The sequence below is a fragment of the Kribbella sp. NPDC051718 genome, from assembly GCF_040681515.1.
Lineage (GTDB): Bacteria > Actinomycetota > Actinomycetes > Propionibacteriales > Kribbellaceae > Kribbella.
The window spans coordinates 701,188-719,195 of sequence record NZ_JBFAYZ010000002.1; the positions used below are offsets into that span (position 1 = coordinate 701,188).

Here is an 18,008-nt window from a genome sequence, read left to right on the forward strand (position 1 = left end):
TCCTATCCTGCGGCGAGTGCTGCGACGACCCGGCCTGCGGCCTGGCCGTCGCCGTACGGCGCGGCCTGGGCTGCCGTCGGTACCGGCCGGACGGCCAGCTCGGGCAGCTTCGACAGGTCCGTGGTGAGCACGTTCCAGCCGTCTTCGATGGTCTCGGTCCACTCGGTCTCGGTGCGCAGCGTGGTGCACGGCGTACCGAGCAGGAAGGCCTCCTTCTGAAGGCCTCCCGAGTCCGTCACGACGCCGACCGAGCCCAGGACCGCCGCCACCATCTGCGGGTAGGCCAGCGGCTCGGCGGTGTGCAGCGAACCACCCGGACGCTCCAGCTTGATGCCGAACTCGGCGCAGCGCGCGACCAGCCGCGGGTGCGCGAGCAGCAGCACCGGGGTGTCCAGCGCGGCCAGGCCGTCGACGATCGCCGCCAGCTGCTCCGGGTCGTCGGTGTTGTCGGCCCGGTGGATGGTGGAGACCAGGTACTCGCCGCGCTTGAGGCCGTCCGGCAGCTCCAGCGGCTGGTCCTTCACCGCGTCGCGAACCCGGAAGCAGACGTCCGTCATGACGTCGCCGACCAGCCGCGAGCGGTCCTTCAGACCCTCGTTGGCCAGGTGCCCCATGGCCACCTCGGTCGGCGCCAGCAGGATGTCGGCCGCGTGGTCGGTGAGAACGCGGTTGTGCTCCTCCGGCATCGAGCGGTTGAAGGAGCGCAGACCGGCCTCGAGGTGCGCGACCGGCAGGTGCATCTTCACCGCCGACAAAGTGCCGGCCAGGGTCGAGTTGGTGTCGCCGTAGACCAGCACCCAGTCCGGGCGGTGCTCGTCCAGTACGGCGTCCATCGCCGACAGCATCGCGCCGGTCTGGACACCGTGGCTGCCCGACCCGACGCCCAGGTGGACGTCGGGGGCCGGGATCTTCAGGTCGGCGAAGAACACGTCGGACATGTTCTTGTCGTAGTGCTGCCCCGTGTGCACGATCACGTGCTCGTGGTCGGTGGCGGCGAACGCCTCCGCGATCGGGGCCAGCTTCACGAACTGCGGGCGGGCGCCCACGACGCTCAGAACCTTCATGACTGGGCGGTCTCCGTACCGAGTACGCCGTTGACCGCGTCGGTCAGCGCGACCGACTTGCCGTCCTCGGCGGCGGACTGGATGACGGCCTCGGCGACGACGACGGTGGCCAGACCCTGCTGCAGGGTGACGATGTCGGTCTCCTTGCCCAGGATCGCGTCCCGGAACGCCTCGTGCTCGGCCTTCAGCGGCTCGGGCTTGGCGATCGCGTAGCGGATCATGTCGCCCTCGGAGACACCGCGGAAGTGCGCGACGTCGTCCCAGGCGGTCTGCACGGTGCCGTTGGCGTGGAAGGACAGGTCAGCCGTCAGGGTGTCGGCGATGAACGCGCCGCGCTCACCGGTGACGACGGTCAGCCGCTCCTTCATCGGGGACAGCCAGTTGACCAGGTGGCTGGTCACGGTGCCGTCCTGCAGCTTGCCGGTGACGGCGATCAGGTCCTCGTACTGGCGACCGGACTTGTGCGCGCTCTGGGCCGAGACCGACGCGAACGGCGACTGGGTCACCCAGGCGGTCAGGTCGATGTCGTGGGTGGCCAGGTCGAGCACCACGCCGACGTCGGCGATCCGGGCCGGGAACGGGCCCTGCCGGCGGGTGGTGATCTGGTAGATGTCGCCCAGCTCGCCGGCCTCGAGGCGGACCCGCAGCGCCTGCAGCGCCGGGTTGTACCGCTCGATGTGACCGACGGCGCCGATCACGCCGGCGGCCTCGAAGGCCTTGGCGATCTCAGCGGCTTCGGAGGAGGAGCCGGCCAGCGGCTTCTCGATCATCGCGTGCACGCCGGCCTCGGCCAGCGCCTTGGCGATCTCGGTGTGGTACTGGGTCGGGACCGCGACCATGCAGTAGTCGATGCCGGCGGCAATCAGCTGCTCGACGTTCTCGTGCACCGGCAGGCCGTTGGCCACACCGTGCTTGTCGCCACCCGGGTCGGCGACGGCGACCAGGTCGACGCCCTCGAGGGAGCCCAGGACGCGGGCGTGGTGCCGGCCCATCATGCCCAGGCCGATCAGTCCAGCGCGGAGGTTTGCCATGATCACGCACCTGCCTTGGCGACGGTCGCGACCGCGGTCACGATCCGGTTCAGGTCTTCCTCGGACAGCGAGGGGTGGACCGGCAGCGAGAGCACCTCGGCGGCGGCCTTCTCGGTCTCCGGCAGGTCCAGCTCGCGCTGGAACGACGGCAGCCGGTGGTTCGGGATCGGGTAGTAGACGCCGCAGCCGACACCGTGCTCGTTGCGGAGCGCGTCGGCGAAACCGTCGCGGTCGTCGGTGACCCGGATCGTGTACTGGTGGTAGACGTGGGTCGCCTCGGCGGCCACGGTCGGGATCGTCACGCCCTGCAGGTTCGCGTCCAGGAAGGTCGCGTTCTCCTGCCGCTGCTTGGTCCAGCCGCCGACCTTGGTGAGCTGGACGCGGCCGATGGCGGCGTGCAGGTCGGTCATCCGGTTGTTCAGGCCGACGACCTCGTTCTCGTACTGCTTGAGCATGCCCTGGTTGCGGAACAGCCGCATCCGGCGCTCGAGGTCGGCGTTCGCGACCGAGTTCATGCCGCCCTCACCGGACGTCATGTTCTTGGTCGGGTACAGGGAGAACATCGCGAACTCGCCGAAGGTACCGACCGGGGCGCCGTTCCAGGTCGCGCCGTGCGCCTGCGCGGCGTCCTCGTACAGGTGCAGACCGTGCTTCGCGGCGATCGCGCCGAGCTCGGTCATGTTGGCCGGGTGGCCGAACAGGTGCACCGGCATGATCGCCTTGGTCTTGTCCGTGATCGCGGCCTCGACGGCGGCCGGGCTCAGGCAGAAGTACGTCGGCTCGATGTCGACGAAGACCGGGGTCGCGCCGGTCAGCGCCACGCTGTTGGCGGTGGCGGCGAAGGTGAACGACGGGACGATGACCTCGTCGCCCGGACCGACGCCCGCGGCCAGCAGGCCCAGGTGCAGACCCGAGGTGCCCGAGTTCGTCGCGACGCAGGCTCGGCCGGAGACCAGCGCTGCGCCGAACTCCTGCTCGAAGGCAGCGACCTCAGGACCCTGGGCGAGCATTCCGCTGCGCATCACACGGTCGACTGCCTCCCGCTCCTCCTGCCCGATGATCGGCTTCGCGGCCGGAATCGGCTGCACCATCAGTTCTCCTCCTGGTTTTCGTCGGCCGGCCGCAGCCGTCCGTCGGTTTCGATGTACATCTCGCCCGTCTGCGGGCACTTCCAGTCGCCGTTGCCGATCTCCTGCAACGGAACGCCTGCTTTGCCGACCCACTTGATCCGGCGGGCCGGTACCCCCGCGACCAGCGCGAAGTCTGGCACGTCCTTGGTGACGACCGCACCCGCGGCGACGGTGGCCCAGCGGCCGATCGTGACCGGCGCCACGCAGACCGAACGGGCGCCGACAGCGCTGCCCGTGCGCAGCGTCACACCGACGGCGTCCCAGTCGGACGCGCTCTTCAGCGTGCCGTCCGGGTTGATCGCGCGCGGGAAGTGATCATTGGTCAGCACGACGGCGGGTCCGATGAAGACGCCGTCCTCGAGCACGGCCGGCTCGTAGACGAGGGCGTCGTTCTGGACCTTGCAGTTGTCGCCCAGCGTCACGCCGGTGCCGATGTAGGCGCCGCGGCCGATGATGCAGTTCTTCCCCAGGACCGCGTTCTCGCGGATCTGGGACAGGTTCCAGACGGACGATCCGTCGCCGATCTGCGCGGTTTCGTCGACGTCTGCCGACGCTGCGATCCGGGACGTCACAAGCTCTCCTTCGGGTCAAACCAATCGGTGAGTGCACGGGCGGAACGCCGCCCGTCGTGCAGCTCCGCCACGAAGGCGGGGCCCGCGGCAGCCTGCTCGGCGGCCGCCGTACGGTCGGAGAGCAGGTCGGTGACGACGCTTGCGAGCGAATCGGGATCCGCCTCGACGATCGGCACCTCGCGCCCAGTCAGACTACGCACCCGATCGCGAACCGCCGAACCGACGTAAGAAACGCACAAACGGCCGGCCGCCAGCGCCTCGACCGCGGCGACCCCGTACAGGCCGATCCGCAGCTGGTCTACGACGATGTCCGCGTCGCCGATCACGGCCGGCATCTGCTGGTGGGTGACGCCGCTGATTCGCCGGTACTCGATCAGGCCGCTGTCCGCGAGCCCGGTCAGTACCTCGTCGATCCGGTCACTGCCCTTGAGCTGCGCGCTCGACGGCACATGCACGACGACCGGCCGGTCGGTAGAGAAAAGTGGTCTACCTGCTTGGGCCCACGGCGCCGGGTCGATCGCGACGGGCAGCCAGTGCGCCTGCGGTACGTCGTCCAGCAGATCGACCGTGGAGACGAACACAGGTACGTCCGCCGCATCGACCAGCTCGGCGAACCGGGCCGCCTGCGTCTCCAGGCGATCGGTCAGCGGGTCGCCCGGGATGAACGGGGACCAGCGCTCGCGCTTGGCGTGACGGCTCGGGAGGCGGATGTCGGAGCCGTGGAAGAGCAGCGCGGGCTTGATACCGGCGTCCTTGAGCTGCTGGAGCTCGGTGAAGCCGTCCTTCAGGCCGCGGGCGCCGAACAGCGGGCGCAGCGACTCCATCAGGACATGGGTGTACGAGCCCAGGACGTGCTGCTCCTGGGCTCGCTGCCAACGCGGCTGACCGAACCAGACCAGTGGTACGCCGTAGTCGTCCTTGAACTGGAACTGACCCTTGCGGTGCACCGAGAAGCTCACCGCGGAAACGCCGTCGATGGTGTCGGCCGCGCGGGCCCAGGCGTAGCCCTGGCCGGCGCTGTTGGTCGGGCCGATGAACAGCCGGACCGGGGTGTCTGCCACCTGCGGGAACTCCGGTAGCTGCGCGTAGCTGTAGCGCAGCCCCTTCAGCCGTCGCCGTACCGCACCCGCGGTCCTGGCGATCGGCGTCGGCAGGTGGTCACGAAGAGTTCGCGCAGAAGTCACCTGCTGCACGTCCACTCCACCAGCCCGGTCCGGCATTTCGTCACTCCTGCCCCGCTCCGACCAGCCGGTCGAGCTCGCGGCGGGCGGCGGGGAGGCCGAGTACCACTGGGGTCTCGGTCCGGACCTGGCCGATCTGCCAGCCGGCCCACACGGATCCGCCGTCCAGCGCGATGATCACGTCCGCCTGGGCGATCGTCTTCATCACGTCGGCGCGGGTGTTCACCCTGCTCCAGTACGTCTTCGCGAGGTTGTCGGCCTTGCGGTTCTGGGTCAGCTTCTTCACCGGCCCGGACTTTTTGATTGCCGAAGGCAACATCTTCCCCCCGGCCCGCCGCAACTTCCGCGCCCGCCACTGCGCAGCCTTCACAACCCGCTTCGCCCCAGTAGGCCGAGGCTTGGCAACCGGCTTAGGAGCAACTGGCGCAGGCTTCGGCTCGTTGATCGCCTCGGGTTCGGCGGCCACCGTTCCCTCGGTTGCCTCGGCGACCTCGTCGGCTTCGGTGTCGGTGGACTCGACAGCCTTCTCGTCAACGACTGCCTCGGGGGCCGGGGCCTTTGCCGACTCCGAGACGGCTACTGGGATCTCGTCAGCGTCAGCGGCTGCTTCTACCGGCTCTGCGGGCGGGACGACGGCGACGGGCATCCGGCCGGGGCCGACCAGGGTGAAGCTTTTGACCAGGCCGTCGACGGGGCCGGAGGGTGGGACCCAGGCGACTACGTCGAGGTCCAGGTTTTCGGGGCTGCCCAGGTCGGCGCGGACCGTGTCGAAGTACGTCGGCGGGAGCCGCCGGGTGCTCAGGAGTACGACCTTCATGTCAGACCACCGCCCCTACGCGCTCGCTCAGTGCCTTGATCCGCGGGTCCAGCTGGAGATCGCGGCGGTAGCTCGCGCCGAACTCCCGTGCCTTCGCACGGATGCCTTCGTCCGCGGTACGAGCCGCCCGGGCCGCCTCGATCAGCGCCTCCGCGATCGTCTCGGGGTCCGACACGTCCTTCACCGGGAACCAGAGCGGATGCCCACGCAGTACGTCGGACGCAGCGTTGATCGGGTCGTGCACCGAGACGATCGGCAGCCCGGTCGCCAGGTACTCGAAGACCTTGCCGCTGGTGACGTACCGGCCCTTGCCCAGCATCAGCAGCTGGACGTCGAACTCGTCGTACGCCTTGGCGATCTCCGCCTTGCCGACCGGGCCCTCGTAGCTGACCTGGTCGTCGGCGGCGTTGTTGATGATGGCGAGCATGTCGGCCCGCGGCTGCGCGTAGTACCCGAGGTAGCCGTGGATCTTGACCTTGGCGTCGCGCAGGTCGTCGGACTGCTGCTTGGCCAGCTGCCAGCCCTTGACGAAGTCGCCGAGCGGAACCTTCGGCGACACCGTGCCGACGTAGCCGAAGACCAGCGGGCGATCGGTCACCGCGCCGCGGTCCTGGGTCGACGGCACCAGGTCGGGATCGAAGCCGTTCGCGACCGTGTGCATCTTGCCGGCGTGCTCGGGGTAGAGCTCCTTGTGCCAGTCGAGGATCGGGTCGTTGACGAACCAGACCTCCCGCGCGTCCTTGACCAGCTTGCGCTCCCAGCGGGCGGCGCGGCTGTTCGGCTCGTGCAGGCGGTCGCCGCTAAAGACGTCCAGCAGCCACGCGTCGCGGTAGTCCATCACGTACGGCACGTCGAACTTCTTGAACAAGTCGTACGCCGCTGCGAACGTCACGTGCGGGTTCGCGGTGGCGACCGTCAGGTCGACCTTGTTCGCCTGGTGGATCTGCTCGGCGGCCTTCTCGATCGTGCTCCGCCACGGGCCGTAACCCGTTTCGGGGAAGGGGATCTGGTCGCGCCGGGTGCGCCACTTGCTCCACAGCTTCGGGTTCTGCGCCCGGGACTTCGACCACTCGCGCAGGTCGGCCTCCAGGATCGGCCACTCGAACGGCACCCGGACAATCTCGATGTCGGGGTGGATCCGCTCCTCGAGCGTCAGGTCGGCGCCGGTGAAGCGGTGGAACGTCTCCTTGTCCGCGGTCAGCACGGTGACTTTCCACCCTTGCTCAGCGAACCGGTTCGCCGTCGCCAGCGCGCGGTAGACGCCACCGCCTCGGCAGGGCGGGTAGCCCCAGCAGACGTACAGCATGTGTGGGCGGGCCTGGTTCATGCACTTCCTCGCAGCAGGTCTTGGATGGCGTCAGCCATTTCGTCGTACGGCGTCGTCGAGGGCAGGTGGTCGGCGGCCCACTGGAGTGCGCAGTCGCGCAGTTTCTCCAGCTCACCCGGGTCGTCGGACCACCGGCGCAACGTCTCGGCGGCCTCGGCGACGGTGTCGATCAGCACACCACCGCCGGATTCCTCGATGATCCTCGTCTGCCGGGGCAGCCTGGTGGAGACCACCGGCAGTCCGCTCGCGAGGTACTCGTAGATCTTGGAGGGCATCGCCTCGATGAACGCCGGGGTCGGCTGGAGCAGCGCGAGGCTGGCCCAGGCTCCCTCGGCGATCCGCCAGGCTTCCGCCGGTGGCTGGCGGCCGTGCAGCCGGATCCGGCCGTCGACGTCGGGCTGGGCAATCCGGCGTTCCAGTTCGTCGCGATCGGCGCCGGCCACCGGACCGATCAGGTCCAGCGACCAGCCTGGTGCGGCGGCGATGGTGGCGACCATGTCGAACAGCCCACGGCTCACCCGCAGGTCGCCCACGTAGACGACCCGGGGCTCACCGGCCGGCGGTGCCGGGGCCAGAAAAGCCGCGACCGGCTGGTTGGTGACAACCATCCGGTGCTTGGCCTGGTGGGGCGAGAGGTGGGAATCGGCGACGACCGTGAGGTCGGCCCCGGCGGCCAGCCGGGTGCTCAGGGCCACCATCAGCCGGGCCGGCAGCCCCACCGGCCCTCTCGCCCAGGCCCGGTCGCGGAGCAACCGGCCGTAGTCCTCGTGCACGTCGGCCACCATTTTGCGGCGGCGCAGCTTCGTGACGAGGCGGGTGATCGGGATCATGTCCGGATCGACGGTGACGACCACCTTGGCGCTGGTGCGCCAGGGCAGTACGGCGGTCCGGGCCAGTCGCTGGACGAGACTGCCCCGGTCGCCGGCGTGAACGACAGCTCCGGCCGGTCCTCCGGCCGGGTCGCCGAGCCCCCACAACTCGACGTTCAGACCTCGCTTCTGCAGGGCTGCGGTGATCTTGTGCAGCCGCGCGTCGGCGACGTCGTGGCCGGACGTGATGATGCCCACGTCCGGCACGGGGGTGGATCGCATCGTCAGAAGTCCTCGAGGGTGGCAGCGCTCTTGGCGCTGACCTGCAGGAACTTCGTGTACTCGGCGATCACTTCGTCGGGGGTACCGCGCATCATCAGCTTGCCGTGGTCCAGCCAGATGGCGTCGTTGCACAGGTCGCGCACGCTGCTCATCGCGTGACTGACCAGGAACATCGTCCGGCTGTTGGTGACGAGTTCCTTCATCTTGTCCGCCGCCTTCTGCTTGAAGGAGGCGTCACCGGCCGACAGTGCCTCGTCGATCAGCAGGATGTCGGGGTCCATGTGCACGGCGACCGAGAACGCGAGCCGGCTGAACATGCCGGACGAGTACGTCCGCATCGGCATCTCCATGAAGTCCCCCAGCTCGGCGAACGCGGCGATCGCCTCGTACCGCTCCTGGATCGCCTTGCGGCTGAGTCCAGCCGCCAGCCCACCCAGTACGACGTTCTCCTTGCCGGACAGGGCGGCGTTGAAGCCGACGCCCAGCGACAGCAGCGTGCTGACCCGGCCGTGCACCTCGATCCGGCCGCTGGTCGGCGGCAGGATGCCGGCCAGCGAACGCATCAGCGTCGACTTGCCGGCGCCGTTCGCGCCGATGATGCCGATCGTGGTGCCGTGGTCGACGTCGAAGGAGACGTTCTGGACGGCCTTGACCTCGCGGACCGCGCGCTCACCGCGGCCCAGCCGGACCAGGGCGCTCTTGAAGGTCGGCACCCGCTCGAACGTGGTCCGGTAGGTGATGGAGACGTCCTGGACCTTGACGGCCGGACCCAGATCCTTGTTCTGCATCGACTTCTTCTCGGCCTCAGAGACGGACAACGAACTCACGCTCCCTCGACATGAAGAACAACGAGCCGACCACGCCTGCCAGGACGGCGAAGAAAACGGCGCCGATCCACATCTTCAGCTCCGGGACGTCGCCCCGGACCAGCAGGTCGGTCCAGCCACCGATCAGCGAGTACAGCGGGTTGTACTGGATGAAACCCTTGAACTTGGCCGGGGCCTGGTCGGCGTACCAGAGCACGGGCGACAGGTAGAGCCAGATCCGGACGAAGTAGGGCAGGAAGCTGGTGGTGTCGCGGAAGTACACCTGCAGCGCACCGAAGATCATTCCCATCCCGGCCGCGAAGACGGTCAGGCAGATCAGGAAGACCGGCGCCAGCAACATCACCCAGTGCCACTTCTGCCGGGTGACCAGGTGGATGCCGAGGTACACGACCATCGTCGGCAGGAACCGGAAGAACGCGGTCCGCAGCGCGGCCAGCGGCAGCAGCATCCGCGGGAACGACATGTTCATCAGCAGCTTGCCGCCACCGACGACGCTGGCCGCCCCGGACAGCATCGCGCTGGAGAAGTAGTAGAAGACGAACAGCCCGCCACACATATGCGCGAAACGCGCGCCTGCACCGTCCTTGCCGGCACCGCCCGCGATGATGTCCACCAATAGGTAGTACACAGCGGCCAGCAGCAGCGGGTTCAGAACCAGCCACACCTGACCGAAGAAAGTGTTCGTGTTGGCCGCGCGGATGCCGGTCCGCGACATCTCGGCCGCGAACTCCCGCCGCTCCCACAACGCCTTGAAGTACGGGCGTAGGGGCGGTAGGCCCACCTTGTGCGGTTCGTACACATGCACCGACGGGTTGAACTCCTCGTCGACGCTAGTCGCGTTCATTCAGGCGACGCCTCTCTGGGGACGGTCGTAGTCATCGAAATTCCGAACGGGTCCACGGCGAAGGGGCCACGCAAACCGGAAGCAGAGTAGCGGATTGGCGTCGGGACCGACGACACAGCGTGCCTCCTGGGTGAGCAGCGACGCACAGACGGCTACCGAACGTCGCAACCGACCGAGGAGTCACCTCCGCCGATCGTTATCTGGAATATACATTTGACTCCACATGCGAAGCCAATCAACGTACCGCCGTCACGCCCGCAAACGTAATCGACGCAACAGAATTGACCTCGTTCAGAGGTTCTGCCAGCCCTCGTTCAGAAGAGGTGACTGACGGAGCGGTACGCCGGAACCGAGGCGAGCAAGGGCCGCCGGGTGGTGGACGTCACGGCGGTACCGGTGGGATCCACCCAGGGCCTGTCTCCCGTGGACAGCCTCACCATCCACGGAAGTTCGTCCGGCACTGCATGGATCCCACCGGGGACGACCCGGGAGCCCGGCCCACCGGAGGAGACTGCGTCTCCCTGGGCGGAGGTGGTCCGGGCACGAGCCGAGTGCACCGGCACGATGACCAGGGCGGCGGTCATCGCACCATGGCCGAAGGCCCGGCGATGATGCCTGGGCAGTACCTGACGCAGTTGCTGCGACACGGTGGTCTCCTCCTCATCGGCCTCACGATGGAGTTGCACAGTTTGTACACCCTCCGGCACAGCGGGTGATGGCACGGAAGTGCGAGGGCACCGATACGCCGGGATCGAGACCCAACCGAAACGGCGTTCGCTGACGGGAAAGCGAACTGGGGCCAGAATTGGAACAGCAGCCCGGCGGCGCTCAGGTGGTCCGTCGCCGGGCTGCTGGACCTCAATTCTCGCTCACAACTGCGCAGAAATGGTGGCCAGATGGTGACACGGCACAAGAATGCTGACAGAACAACAATTATCGCTGGGTGCAGTTGCCGCAATACGGACAGTGCTGAACGAATTTCACCGTTCGTTCTACCCTGGTGCGGCGGTAGCGCACGGTGAGCGCGCTCGGGAGGGAAGGGAGAGTCGTGAGCTCTACCGACACGGAGCGTGCCGACCATTTACGGGTGCTCGGCCTGAATGACGACGAGATCCGGGTCTACCAGCATCTGCTGCGGGCCGGGCCGGCGTCGATCACCGAGCTGGACGAGGCCGTTCCGGGCCAGGCGGTCGGCATCGACGCGACGCTGGGCGGGCTGGTCCAGGCCGGGCTGGCGCGGCGGTCGGGATCGGACCACTCCAGGTTCCTCCCGGTGCCCCCTGACGCCGGTCTGGAGGCGCTGACGCTGCGCCGGGAATCGGAGCTCAAGCAGGCCCGGATCGAGGTCCTGAACGCGTACGACGAGTTCCGCCGGACCGTGCACAACGAGGCGACCACGCACCTGATCGAGGTGGTCAGCGGGACGGCGATCGTCGAGCGGATCAACCAGATCAAGGGCAGCGCGCAACGCGAGATCCTGGCGATCGACTCGCCGCCGTACTTCCTCGGCGCGGGGCCGAACCAGATGGAGATCGAGCAGCTCAATCGCGGCGTCACCTACCGGGTGGTCTACTCGCCGGAGTCCGTCGAGGTGCCCGGGTACCTGACCGAGAACATCCTGCCCTGCGTGGAGGCCGGCGAGCAGGCGCGGGTGCTGCCCGACGTACCGGCCAAGCTGACGATCATCGACGGTTCGATCGCGTATGTGTCGATGTCGGTGCGCGACACCGATGTGAACCGGTCCCTGCTGATCATGCGGCCGAGCAGTCTGCTGACCGCGCTGATCGGCATGTTCGAGCTCTGCTGGCGCAACGCGTTGCCCCTGCACGCGTCCGTCGGCACCGAGGACGACCGGCTGGAGCCGATCGAGCGCCGTCTGCTGGCCCTGCTGGCGACAGGGGCGGCCGACGACACGATCGCGCGCACACTGGGCATCAGCCGCCGGACCTTCTTCCGGTACCTCGAACGCCTGATGAACCGCACCGGCGCCAGCACCCGCTTCCAACTGGCCCTGCACGCCGCCCGCGAGAACTGGCTGTAGAACAAGTCACCTTGAACACCAAACGGCGACCTTGAACAAGTTATTACGTGTTCAAGGTCGCCGTTGGGTGTTCAAGGTGACCGTGGTTGCCCGGGAGTTACTTGGCCGGGGTGAACTCCTTGGCGACGACCTCGGCGATCTGGGCCGTGTTCAGCGCGGCACCCTTGCGCAGGTTGTCGCCGCAGACGAAGAGTTCCAGGGCCTGCGGGTCGTCGAGCGAGCGACGGATCCGGCCGACCCAGGTCGGATCGGTGCCGACGACGTCCGCCGGGGTCGGGAACTCGCCCTCGGCCGGGTTGTCGAAGACGAGCACGCCCGGGGCGTCGCGGAGTACGTCGCGAGCCTCGTCGACATCGACCACCTGGCTGAAGCGTGCGTGCACCGACAGCGAGTGGGTGGTGATGACCGGCACCCGGACGCAGGTTGCGGAGACCTTCAGGTCCGGCAGGTTGAGGATCTTGCGCGACTCGTTGCGGACCTTGAGCTCCTCCGACGACCAGCCGTCGTCCTTGAGCGAGCCGGCCCACGGCACCACGTTCATCGCCAGCGGCGCCGGGAACGGGCCGAGCGCGTTGCCGATCACCCGGCGGACGTCGCCCGGGGTCGTACCGAGCTCGCGATTGCCGGCCACCTTCATCAGCTGGTCGTAGAGGGCGTCGATGCCTTCCTGGCCCGCACCGGAGGCGGCCTGGTACGACGCCACGATCAGCTGCTCCAGCTCGTACCGGTGGTGCAGCGCGCCCATCGCGACGATCATCGACAGCGTCGTGCAGTTGGGGTTGGAGATGATCCCCTTCGGCCGGTTGCGGGCCGCCTCGGCGTTCACCTCGGGCACCACCAGCGGTACGTCGGGGTCCATCCGGAACGCACCCGAGTTGTCCACCACGACGGCGCCCTTGGACGCTGCGATCGGCGCCCAGTGCGCCGACACCTCGTCCGGTACGTCGAACATCGCCACGTCGATCCCGTCGAAGGCGTCGGCGCTGATGGCGACGACCTCGACCTCCTCGCCGCGGACCTTCAGCCGTTTGCCTGCGGAGCGCTCGGAAGCGATCAGCCGGATCTCGCCCCAGACGTTCTCTCTGGTGGAGAGCAGGGTGAGCATCACCGTGCCGACGGCGCCGGTCGCGCCGACCACCGCCAGCGAGGGGAGCCCGGTCCGGTCGTCGGTCTGATCGTAGGAAGCACTCACAGGGGTCACCGTCCAGTTCCTCCGTACACGACAGCTTGGGTGTGCTCGTCGTCCAGGTCGAATGCAGTGTGCGCCGCTGTGACGGCCACGTCCACCAGGTTCTCGTCGACGACCACCGAGATCCGGATTTCGGATGTCGAGATCATCTCGATGTTCACGCCGACCTCGGCCAGCGCGGAGAAGAACTTCGCCGAAACACCGGGGTGCGAACGCATCCCGACGCCGACGACGGAGATCTTGCCGATCTGGTCGTCGTACAGCAGCTGCTCGTAGCCGACCTCGTCCTTCAGCCGGGCCAGCGCGGACATCGCCCGGGCGCCGTCGACCCGCGGCAGCGTGAAGGAGATGTCGGTCCGGTTGGTGGCGACCGCCGACACGTTCTGCACGATCATGTCGATGTTGGTCTCGGCGCCGGCCACGGTCTCGAAGATCCGGGCCGCCTCACCCGGCTTGTCCGGCACCCCGACGACCGTGATCTTGGCCTCGTTGCGGTCCTGGACCACGCCGGAGATGATCGCCTGTTCCATGTCTGTCAATTCCTTCGCATCGACAACCCAGGTGCCTTCCTTCTGGGAGAAGGAGGAGCGCACGTGGACGGGGACGTTGTAGCGCCGCGCGTACTCGACGCAGCGCAGGTGCAGCACCTTGGCGCCGCAGGCGGCCATCTCGAGCATCTCCTCGTAGGAGATCTTCGGGATCTGCTTCGCGGCCGGCACGATCCGCGGGTCCGCGGTGAAGATGCCGTCCACGTCGGTGTAGATCTCGCAGTAGTCGGCCTCCAGCGCGGCGGCCAGCGCGACCGCGGTGGTGTCGGAGGCGCCGCGGCCCATCGTGGTGATGTCCTTGGTGTCCTGCGCGACGCCCTGGAAGCCGGCCACGATCGCGACGTGGCCCTCGCCGAGGGCCTCCTCGATCCGGCCCGGCGTGATGTCGATGATCCGGGCGTTGCCGTGCCGCGAGGTGGTGATCACGCCGGCCTGTGAGCCGGTGAAGCTTCTCGCCTCGTAGCCCAGGTTGGCGATGGCCATCGCCAGCAGCGCGGCGGAGATCCGCTCACCCGAGGTGAGCAGCATGTCCAGCTCGCGCGGTGGCGGCAGCGGTGAGACCTGTTTGGCCAGGTCCATCAGTTCGTCGGTGGTGTCACCCATCGCGGAGATCACCACCACGACGTCGTTCCCGGCCTTCTTCGTCGCGACGATCCGTTGGGCCACGCGCTTGATGCAATCGGCGTCAGCGACCGAAGAACCGCCGTACTTGTGCACGACGCGTCCCACAGAGTCTCCTCATAGCTTGAATCCCCAGCGGTACTGCGCTGGTTGCGGTACGCCGTGCGGCGCTGCACCGGGCGTAGTCGTTCGACTCATTCTAGCCGTGATCTCTTCGTTGCCTACGGGCCGACCACCGACTGGTCCGGCCGTCCTGCGCCGCGCCGACGGCCCCGCAGGAACCACAGCGACCCGGGCGGCTGACCGCAGACCTTCCGTTCGTTCAGACCTGTTGCTTATATAAGCCATCACTGAAATAGTCGATCCATGCACGCCTTCGACATTCTCGGCGATCCGGTCCGGCGCCGGATCCTGGAGCTGCTCGCCGACGGCGAACGGCCGGCCGGCCGGATCGCCGCCGCGATCGGCGACGAGTTCGGCATCAGCCAGCCGGCCGTCTCCCAGCACCTCCGGGTACTGCGCGACAACGGCTTCGCCACCGTCACCGTCGACGGCACCCGCCGCCTGTACGCGGTCAACCCGGTCCCGCTCCAGGAGATCGACACCTGGCTCGAACGCTACCGCCAGTTCTGGACCAACCGCCTGGACGCCCTCGACACCGAACTCCGCCGCGGCCGCCACACCCCTCGCAAGGACACCGACAATGCCTGACCCCACCACGCTCTTCGGCCCCACCGAGCGAACCGTCACGCGCTCCGGCGAGCGTCGTACGGTCCGCTTGCGACGCCCGTACGACGCGACGCCGGCCGAGGTCTGGTCGGCCTGTACCGAGCCGGAGCGGGTCACCCGCTGGATCGGCGAACTCACCGGCGACCGCATCCTTGGCGGCGAGCTGCGATTGCGGATGACAGCAGACGAGACCGTCGTACTGCGAATAGAAGCCTGCGACGAACCCCACCGGCTGCAGGCCACCTGGTCCACCGACAGCGAGCCGGACTCCCGGATCGAGCTCACCCTCGAGGAGCAGGGCGCTGGGACGGTACTGACCTTGGAGCACTCACTCCTGAGCGACGAGCAGGCCGCCGGGAAGGGGCTCGGCTGGGAGGACTTTCTCAACCGGCTGCACGAGCTCCTGGCCGGACGGGATCCGGCCGCGGTGTCCTGGGACGACGCTGAGCGACACCTCGGACCGGCGTGGCAGGCGTTGGCTTGATCCGCTACACGGCCTCTTGAAGCAGCTCGGCCTCTGCTGGCGCCTCGGTCGGCTGGTGCGGTGGGATGTGTAGCAGCGATGCCGCCGCGGCCAGGGTGAGTAGTGCGGCCATCACCCAGACGTAGCGGACGCCGAAGGTTTCTACGACCAGGCCTGCGACCGCTGAGCCGACTGCACCGCCCGCCATGCCTGCACTGCCCATCCACCCGAACACCTCGGTCTTGACCGAGTCGGGCGTCATCGCGCCGAGCCGCTCGTACAGTGCGCCGACAGTAGGCGCCAGCGCGAGTCCCGACAGGAACAGGGCGATCCCCAGCGAGATCGGCGACCAGGTAGCGAAGACACAGAGCAGCATGCCGGCCGAGACGAGCACTGCCCGCCGCCAGACGTATGACTTGCGCCGAGCGGGCAGTGCACCGACCAGTACGCCGCCCGCGAGGCTGCCGATCGCCCAGACCGTCTCCAGCACACCGGCGATCAGCCGGTTGCCGTGCGCGTCGGCGAACGCGACGATGCCGAGCGAGACCGACGCGAAAGCCGTTACACAGAAGGCGAAAGACACGATCATCGGCAGCCTGTGCCGGTGCCAGAGCAACTGCGGAGCCGTCAGCCGCGCCCCCTTCGACTCGTCATGCGGAATCCCCGGAGTCTGGAGCAACCCGAACCACCAGATGGTGATCGCAGCCGCCACAGCCGCACCCAGTACGCCGGCCCTCGGACTGGCGAAGCTGACCACCAATGCCCCCGCCATCGGACCGATCGCGAACAGCACCTCCGCCGCGGTCGCGTCCAGCGCATAGACGGCCCGTAGCCGCGAACCCTGGACGATGCGAGGCCAGGCGGCCCGCATGATCGCCGTCACCGGCGCCACGAACGCACCGGCGAGGGCGGAGAGGACCGGCATCAGGCGGTACCAGTCGGCGGGCATCAGACCGAGGACGGCCATCACCACTCCCCAGGCCACACCCACGGCGATCACGATCCCCCGGCCTCCGCGGCGGTCCGCAACCCGAGTCCAGATCGGGCCGCCGACGGCCATCCCCACGGAGTACGCACCGGCGACGACACCGGCCCAGCCGAAGTTGCCCGCCGCATCTTTCGCCAGGAAGGAGAGCGGCACGAGAGAAGCGATCACCGGGAGCCTGGCGAAGGTCGCCGCGGTCAGCAGGGCGAAGACGCCCGGCGTCTGCCAGAGCGCGCGATATGCCGTCAGGTCCATAACCCGCATTCTTTCCTGTCATACCGGCGGTGCGCCTCGGGATTTCTCCCTATTCTGAGGCTGTCCGCAAAGCTTGAGAGTATGCGAACATATGTTCGTGCCCGACGGCGAAGCGACCATTCTGCATGCCGACCTGGACGCCTTCTACGCGTCGGTCGAGCAGCGGGACGACCCACGCCTGCGCGGCCGGCCGGTGATCGTCGGCGCCGGCGTCGTGCTCGCCTGCAGCTACGAGGCGAAGGCCTACGGGGTCCGGACCGCGATGAACGGCGGCCAGGCATACCGGCGTTGTCCACAGGCGATCGTGGTGCAGCCGCGGATGTCGGCGTACTCGGAGGCGTCGAAGGCCGTTTTCGCCGTCTTCGAGAACACCACCCCGCTGGTCGAGGGGCTGTCGATCGACGAGGCGTTCCTGGACGTCGGCGGGCTGCGCAAGATCGCCGGTACGCCACTGGAGATCGCCCAGCGGCTGCGTTCCGAAGTACTGAGCGAGGTCGGGTTGCCGATCACTGTCGGGATCGCGCGGACGAAGTTCCTGGCGAAGGTGGCCAGTGGGGTCGCGAAGCCGGACGGGTTGTTGCTGGTACCGCCTGACCGGGAGCTCGAGTTCCTGCATCCGCTCGCGGTCGAGCGGCTCTGGGGTGTCGGCGAGGTGACCGCGGAGAAGCTGCGCAACCGCGGACTGACGAAGGTCGGCGACGTCGCGATCCTGCCCGAGGCGGCGCTGGTCGCGATGCTCGGGCGGGCGTCGGGGCGGCATCTGCATGCGCTCGCGCACAACCGGGATCCGCGGCCGATCGAGGTCGGCCGGCGCCGGCGGTCGATCGGGTCGCAGCGCGCGCTCGGGCGGTCGCCCAAGTCGGCGGAGACACTGGACGCGGTACTGGCCGGGCTGGTCGATCGGGTCACCCGCCGGATGCGGTCGGCCGGGCGGGCCGGGCGGACCGTCACCCTGCGATTGCGGTTCGACGACTTCACTCGGGCGACCCGCTCACATACGTTGCCTCAGGCAACTGGTCAGACGCGGGCGATCCTGATCACCGCCCGCTCGCTGATGGCGACGGCCCGGCCGATGATCGAGAAGCAGGGCATCACCATGGTCGGCATCTCGGTCGGCAACCTGGAGAGCGAGGCCGGCCTGCAACTGGCACTGCCCTTCGACAAGGCCGCCAACGACGAGCTCGACTCGGCCCTCGACGGGGTCCGCGACAGATTCGGGATCAACGCCGTCACCCGCGGCAACCAACTAGGCCGCGACCAAGGCCTCACCGTCCCGATGCTGCCCGACTAGCT

The 18,008-nt window shown here is 68.3% G+C and carries 18 protein-coding genes; 4 read left to right on the top strand and 14 right to left on the bottom strand.

Annotation, left to right across the window (positions count from 1 at the left end):
* Positions 1-2 precede the first annotated feature (2 nt).
* The 11 genes from wecB to AB0M15_RS09990 form a co-directional block, all read right to left on the bottom strand.
* On the bottom strand, positions 3-1,064 hold the full coding sequence (gene wecB / locus AB0M15_RS09940) for a UDP-N-acetylglucosamine 2-epimerase (non-hydrolyzing) (RefSeq protein ID WP_343967380.1): 1,062 nt from the start codon (positions 1,062-1,064) through the stop codon (positions 3-5).
* Positions 1,061-2,095 carry a Gfo/Idh/MocA family oxidoreductase gene (locus AB0M15_RS09945; RefSeq protein WP_363815901.1) on the bottom strand — a complete coding sequence of 345 codons (1,035 nt, stop codon included), beginning with the start codon at positions 2,093-2,095 and terminating at the stop codon, positions 1,061-1,063. The genes wecB and AB0M15_RS09945 overlap by 4 nt, the downstream gene beginning before the upstream one ends.
* Positions 2,096-2,097: 2 nt before the next feature.
* Positions 2,098-3,189, bottom strand: coding sequence for a DegT/DnrJ/EryC1/StrS family aminotransferase (locus AB0M15_RS09950; RefSeq protein WP_343967689.1), 1,092 nt, complete (start codon positions 3,187-3,189; stop codon positions 2,098-2,100).
* Entirely contained in the window at positions 3,186-3,797 is a 612-nt protein-coding gene (locus AB0M15_RS09955) for an acyltransferase (protein WP_363815903.1), read from the bottom strand. The genes AB0M15_RS09950 and AB0M15_RS09955 overlap by 4 nt, the downstream gene beginning before the upstream one ends.
* Positions 3,794-5,017: a hypothetical protein gene (locus AB0M15_RS09960; protein ID WP_363815905.1), complete on the bottom strand. Its 1,224-nt coding sequence runs from the start codon at positions 5,015-5,017 to the stop codon at positions 3,794-3,796. The genes AB0M15_RS09955 and AB0M15_RS09960 overlap by 4 nt, the downstream gene beginning before the upstream one ends.
* A 4-nt stretch (positions 5,018-5,021) precedes the next feature.
* Positions 5,022-5,795 (bottom strand): hypothetical protein, encoded by a 774-nt coding sequence (locus tag AB0M15_RS09965; protein ID WP_363815907.1) that lies wholly within the window; start codon positions 5,793-5,795, stop codon positions 5,022-5,024.
* Position 5,796: 1 nt separating this feature from the next.
* Positions 5,797-7,122, bottom strand: coding sequence for a glycosyltransferase (locus tag AB0M15_RS09970; RefSeq protein ID WP_363815909.1), 1,326 nt, complete (start codon positions 7,120-7,122; stop codon positions 5,797-5,799).
* A complete protein-coding gene (locus tag AB0M15_RS09975; protein WP_363815911.1) occupies positions 7,119-8,213 on the bottom strand; it encodes a glycosyltransferase in 1,095 nt (364 codons plus the stop codon). Before AB0M15_RS09975 ends, AB0M15_RS09970 begins: the two co-directional genes overlap by 4 nt.
* A gap of 2 nt (positions 8,214-8,215) precedes the next feature.
* Entirely contained in the window at positions 8,216-9,031 is an 816-nt protein-coding gene (locus AB0M15_RS09980) for an ABC transporter ATP-binding protein (protein WP_328332501.1), read from the bottom strand.
* Entirely contained in the window at positions 9,018-9,884 is an 867-nt protein-coding gene (locus AB0M15_RS09985; RefSeq protein WP_363815913.1) for an ABC transporter permease, read from the bottom strand. The genes AB0M15_RS09980 and AB0M15_RS09985 overlap by 14 nt, the downstream gene beginning before the upstream one ends.
* Positions 9,885-10,198: 314 nt before the next feature.
* Positions 10,199-10,570, bottom strand: a complete 372-nt coding sequence (locus AB0M15_RS09990) for a hypothetical protein (RefSeq protein WP_363815915.1) — start codon at positions 10,568-10,570, stop codon at positions 10,199-10,201.
* 362 nt (positions 10,571-10,932) lie between these two features.
* Between AB0M15_RS09990 and AB0M15_RS09995 the strand changes: the two genes are divergently transcribed.
* Positions 10,933-11,925, top strand: coding sequence for a helix-turn-helix domain-containing protein (locus tag AB0M15_RS09995; protein WP_343967361.1), 993 nt, complete (start codon positions 10,933-10,935; stop codon positions 11,923-11,925).
* A gap of 97 nt (positions 11,926-12,022) precedes the next feature.
* Here the strand turns inward: AB0M15_RS09995 and AB0M15_RS10000 are convergent, their stop codons facing one another.
* Together AB0M15_RS10000 and AB0M15_RS10005 are read right to left on the bottom strand one after the other, a co-directional pair.
* Positions 12,023-13,117 carry an aspartate-semialdehyde dehydrogenase gene (locus AB0M15_RS10000; protein ID WP_363815918.1) on the bottom strand — a complete coding sequence of 365 codons (1,095 nt, stop codon included), beginning with the start codon at positions 13,115-13,117 and terminating at the stop codon, positions 12,023-12,025.
* Positions 13,118-13,122: 5 nt separating this feature from the next.
* Positions 13,123-14,391 carry an aspartate kinase gene (locus tag AB0M15_RS10005; RefSeq protein WP_328332491.1) on the bottom strand — a complete coding sequence of 423 codons (1,269 nt, stop codon included), beginning with the start codon at positions 14,389-14,391 and terminating at the stop codon, positions 13,123-13,125.
* Positions 14,392-14,649: 258 nt separating this feature from the next.
* Here AB0M15_RS10005 and AB0M15_RS10010 point away from each other — a divergent pair, with 258 nt between their 5' ends.
* Entirely contained in the window at positions 14,650-14,994 is a 345-nt protein-coding gene (locus AB0M15_RS10010; protein WP_363815921.1) for a metalloregulator ArsR/SmtB family transcription factor, read from the top strand.
* Positions 14,987-15,496: an SRPBCC family protein gene (locus tag AB0M15_RS10015; RefSeq protein WP_363815923.1), complete on the top strand. Its 510-nt coding sequence runs from the start codon at positions 14,987-14,989 to the stop codon at positions 15,494-15,496. The genes AB0M15_RS10010 and AB0M15_RS10015 overlap by 8 nt, the downstream gene beginning before the upstream one ends.
* A 4-nt stretch (positions 15,497-15,500) precedes the next feature.
* Here the strand turns inward: AB0M15_RS10015 and AB0M15_RS10020 are convergent, their stop codons facing one another.
* Positions 15,501-16,715 (bottom strand): MFS transporter, encoded by a 1,215-nt coding sequence (locus tag AB0M15_RS10020; protein WP_363815925.1) that lies wholly within the window; start codon positions 16,713-16,715, stop codon positions 15,501-15,503.
* A 91-nt stretch (positions 16,716-16,806) separates the two neighbouring features.
* Between AB0M15_RS10020 and dinB the strand changes: the two genes are divergently transcribed.
* Positions 16,807-18,006 carry a DNA polymerase IV gene (dinB, locus tag AB0M15_RS10025; RefSeq protein WP_363815927.1) on the top strand — a complete coding sequence of 400 codons (1,200 nt, stop codon included), beginning with the start codon at positions 16,807-16,809 and terminating at the stop codon, positions 18,004-18,006.
* Positions 18,007-18,008: the final 2 nt, after the last annotated feature.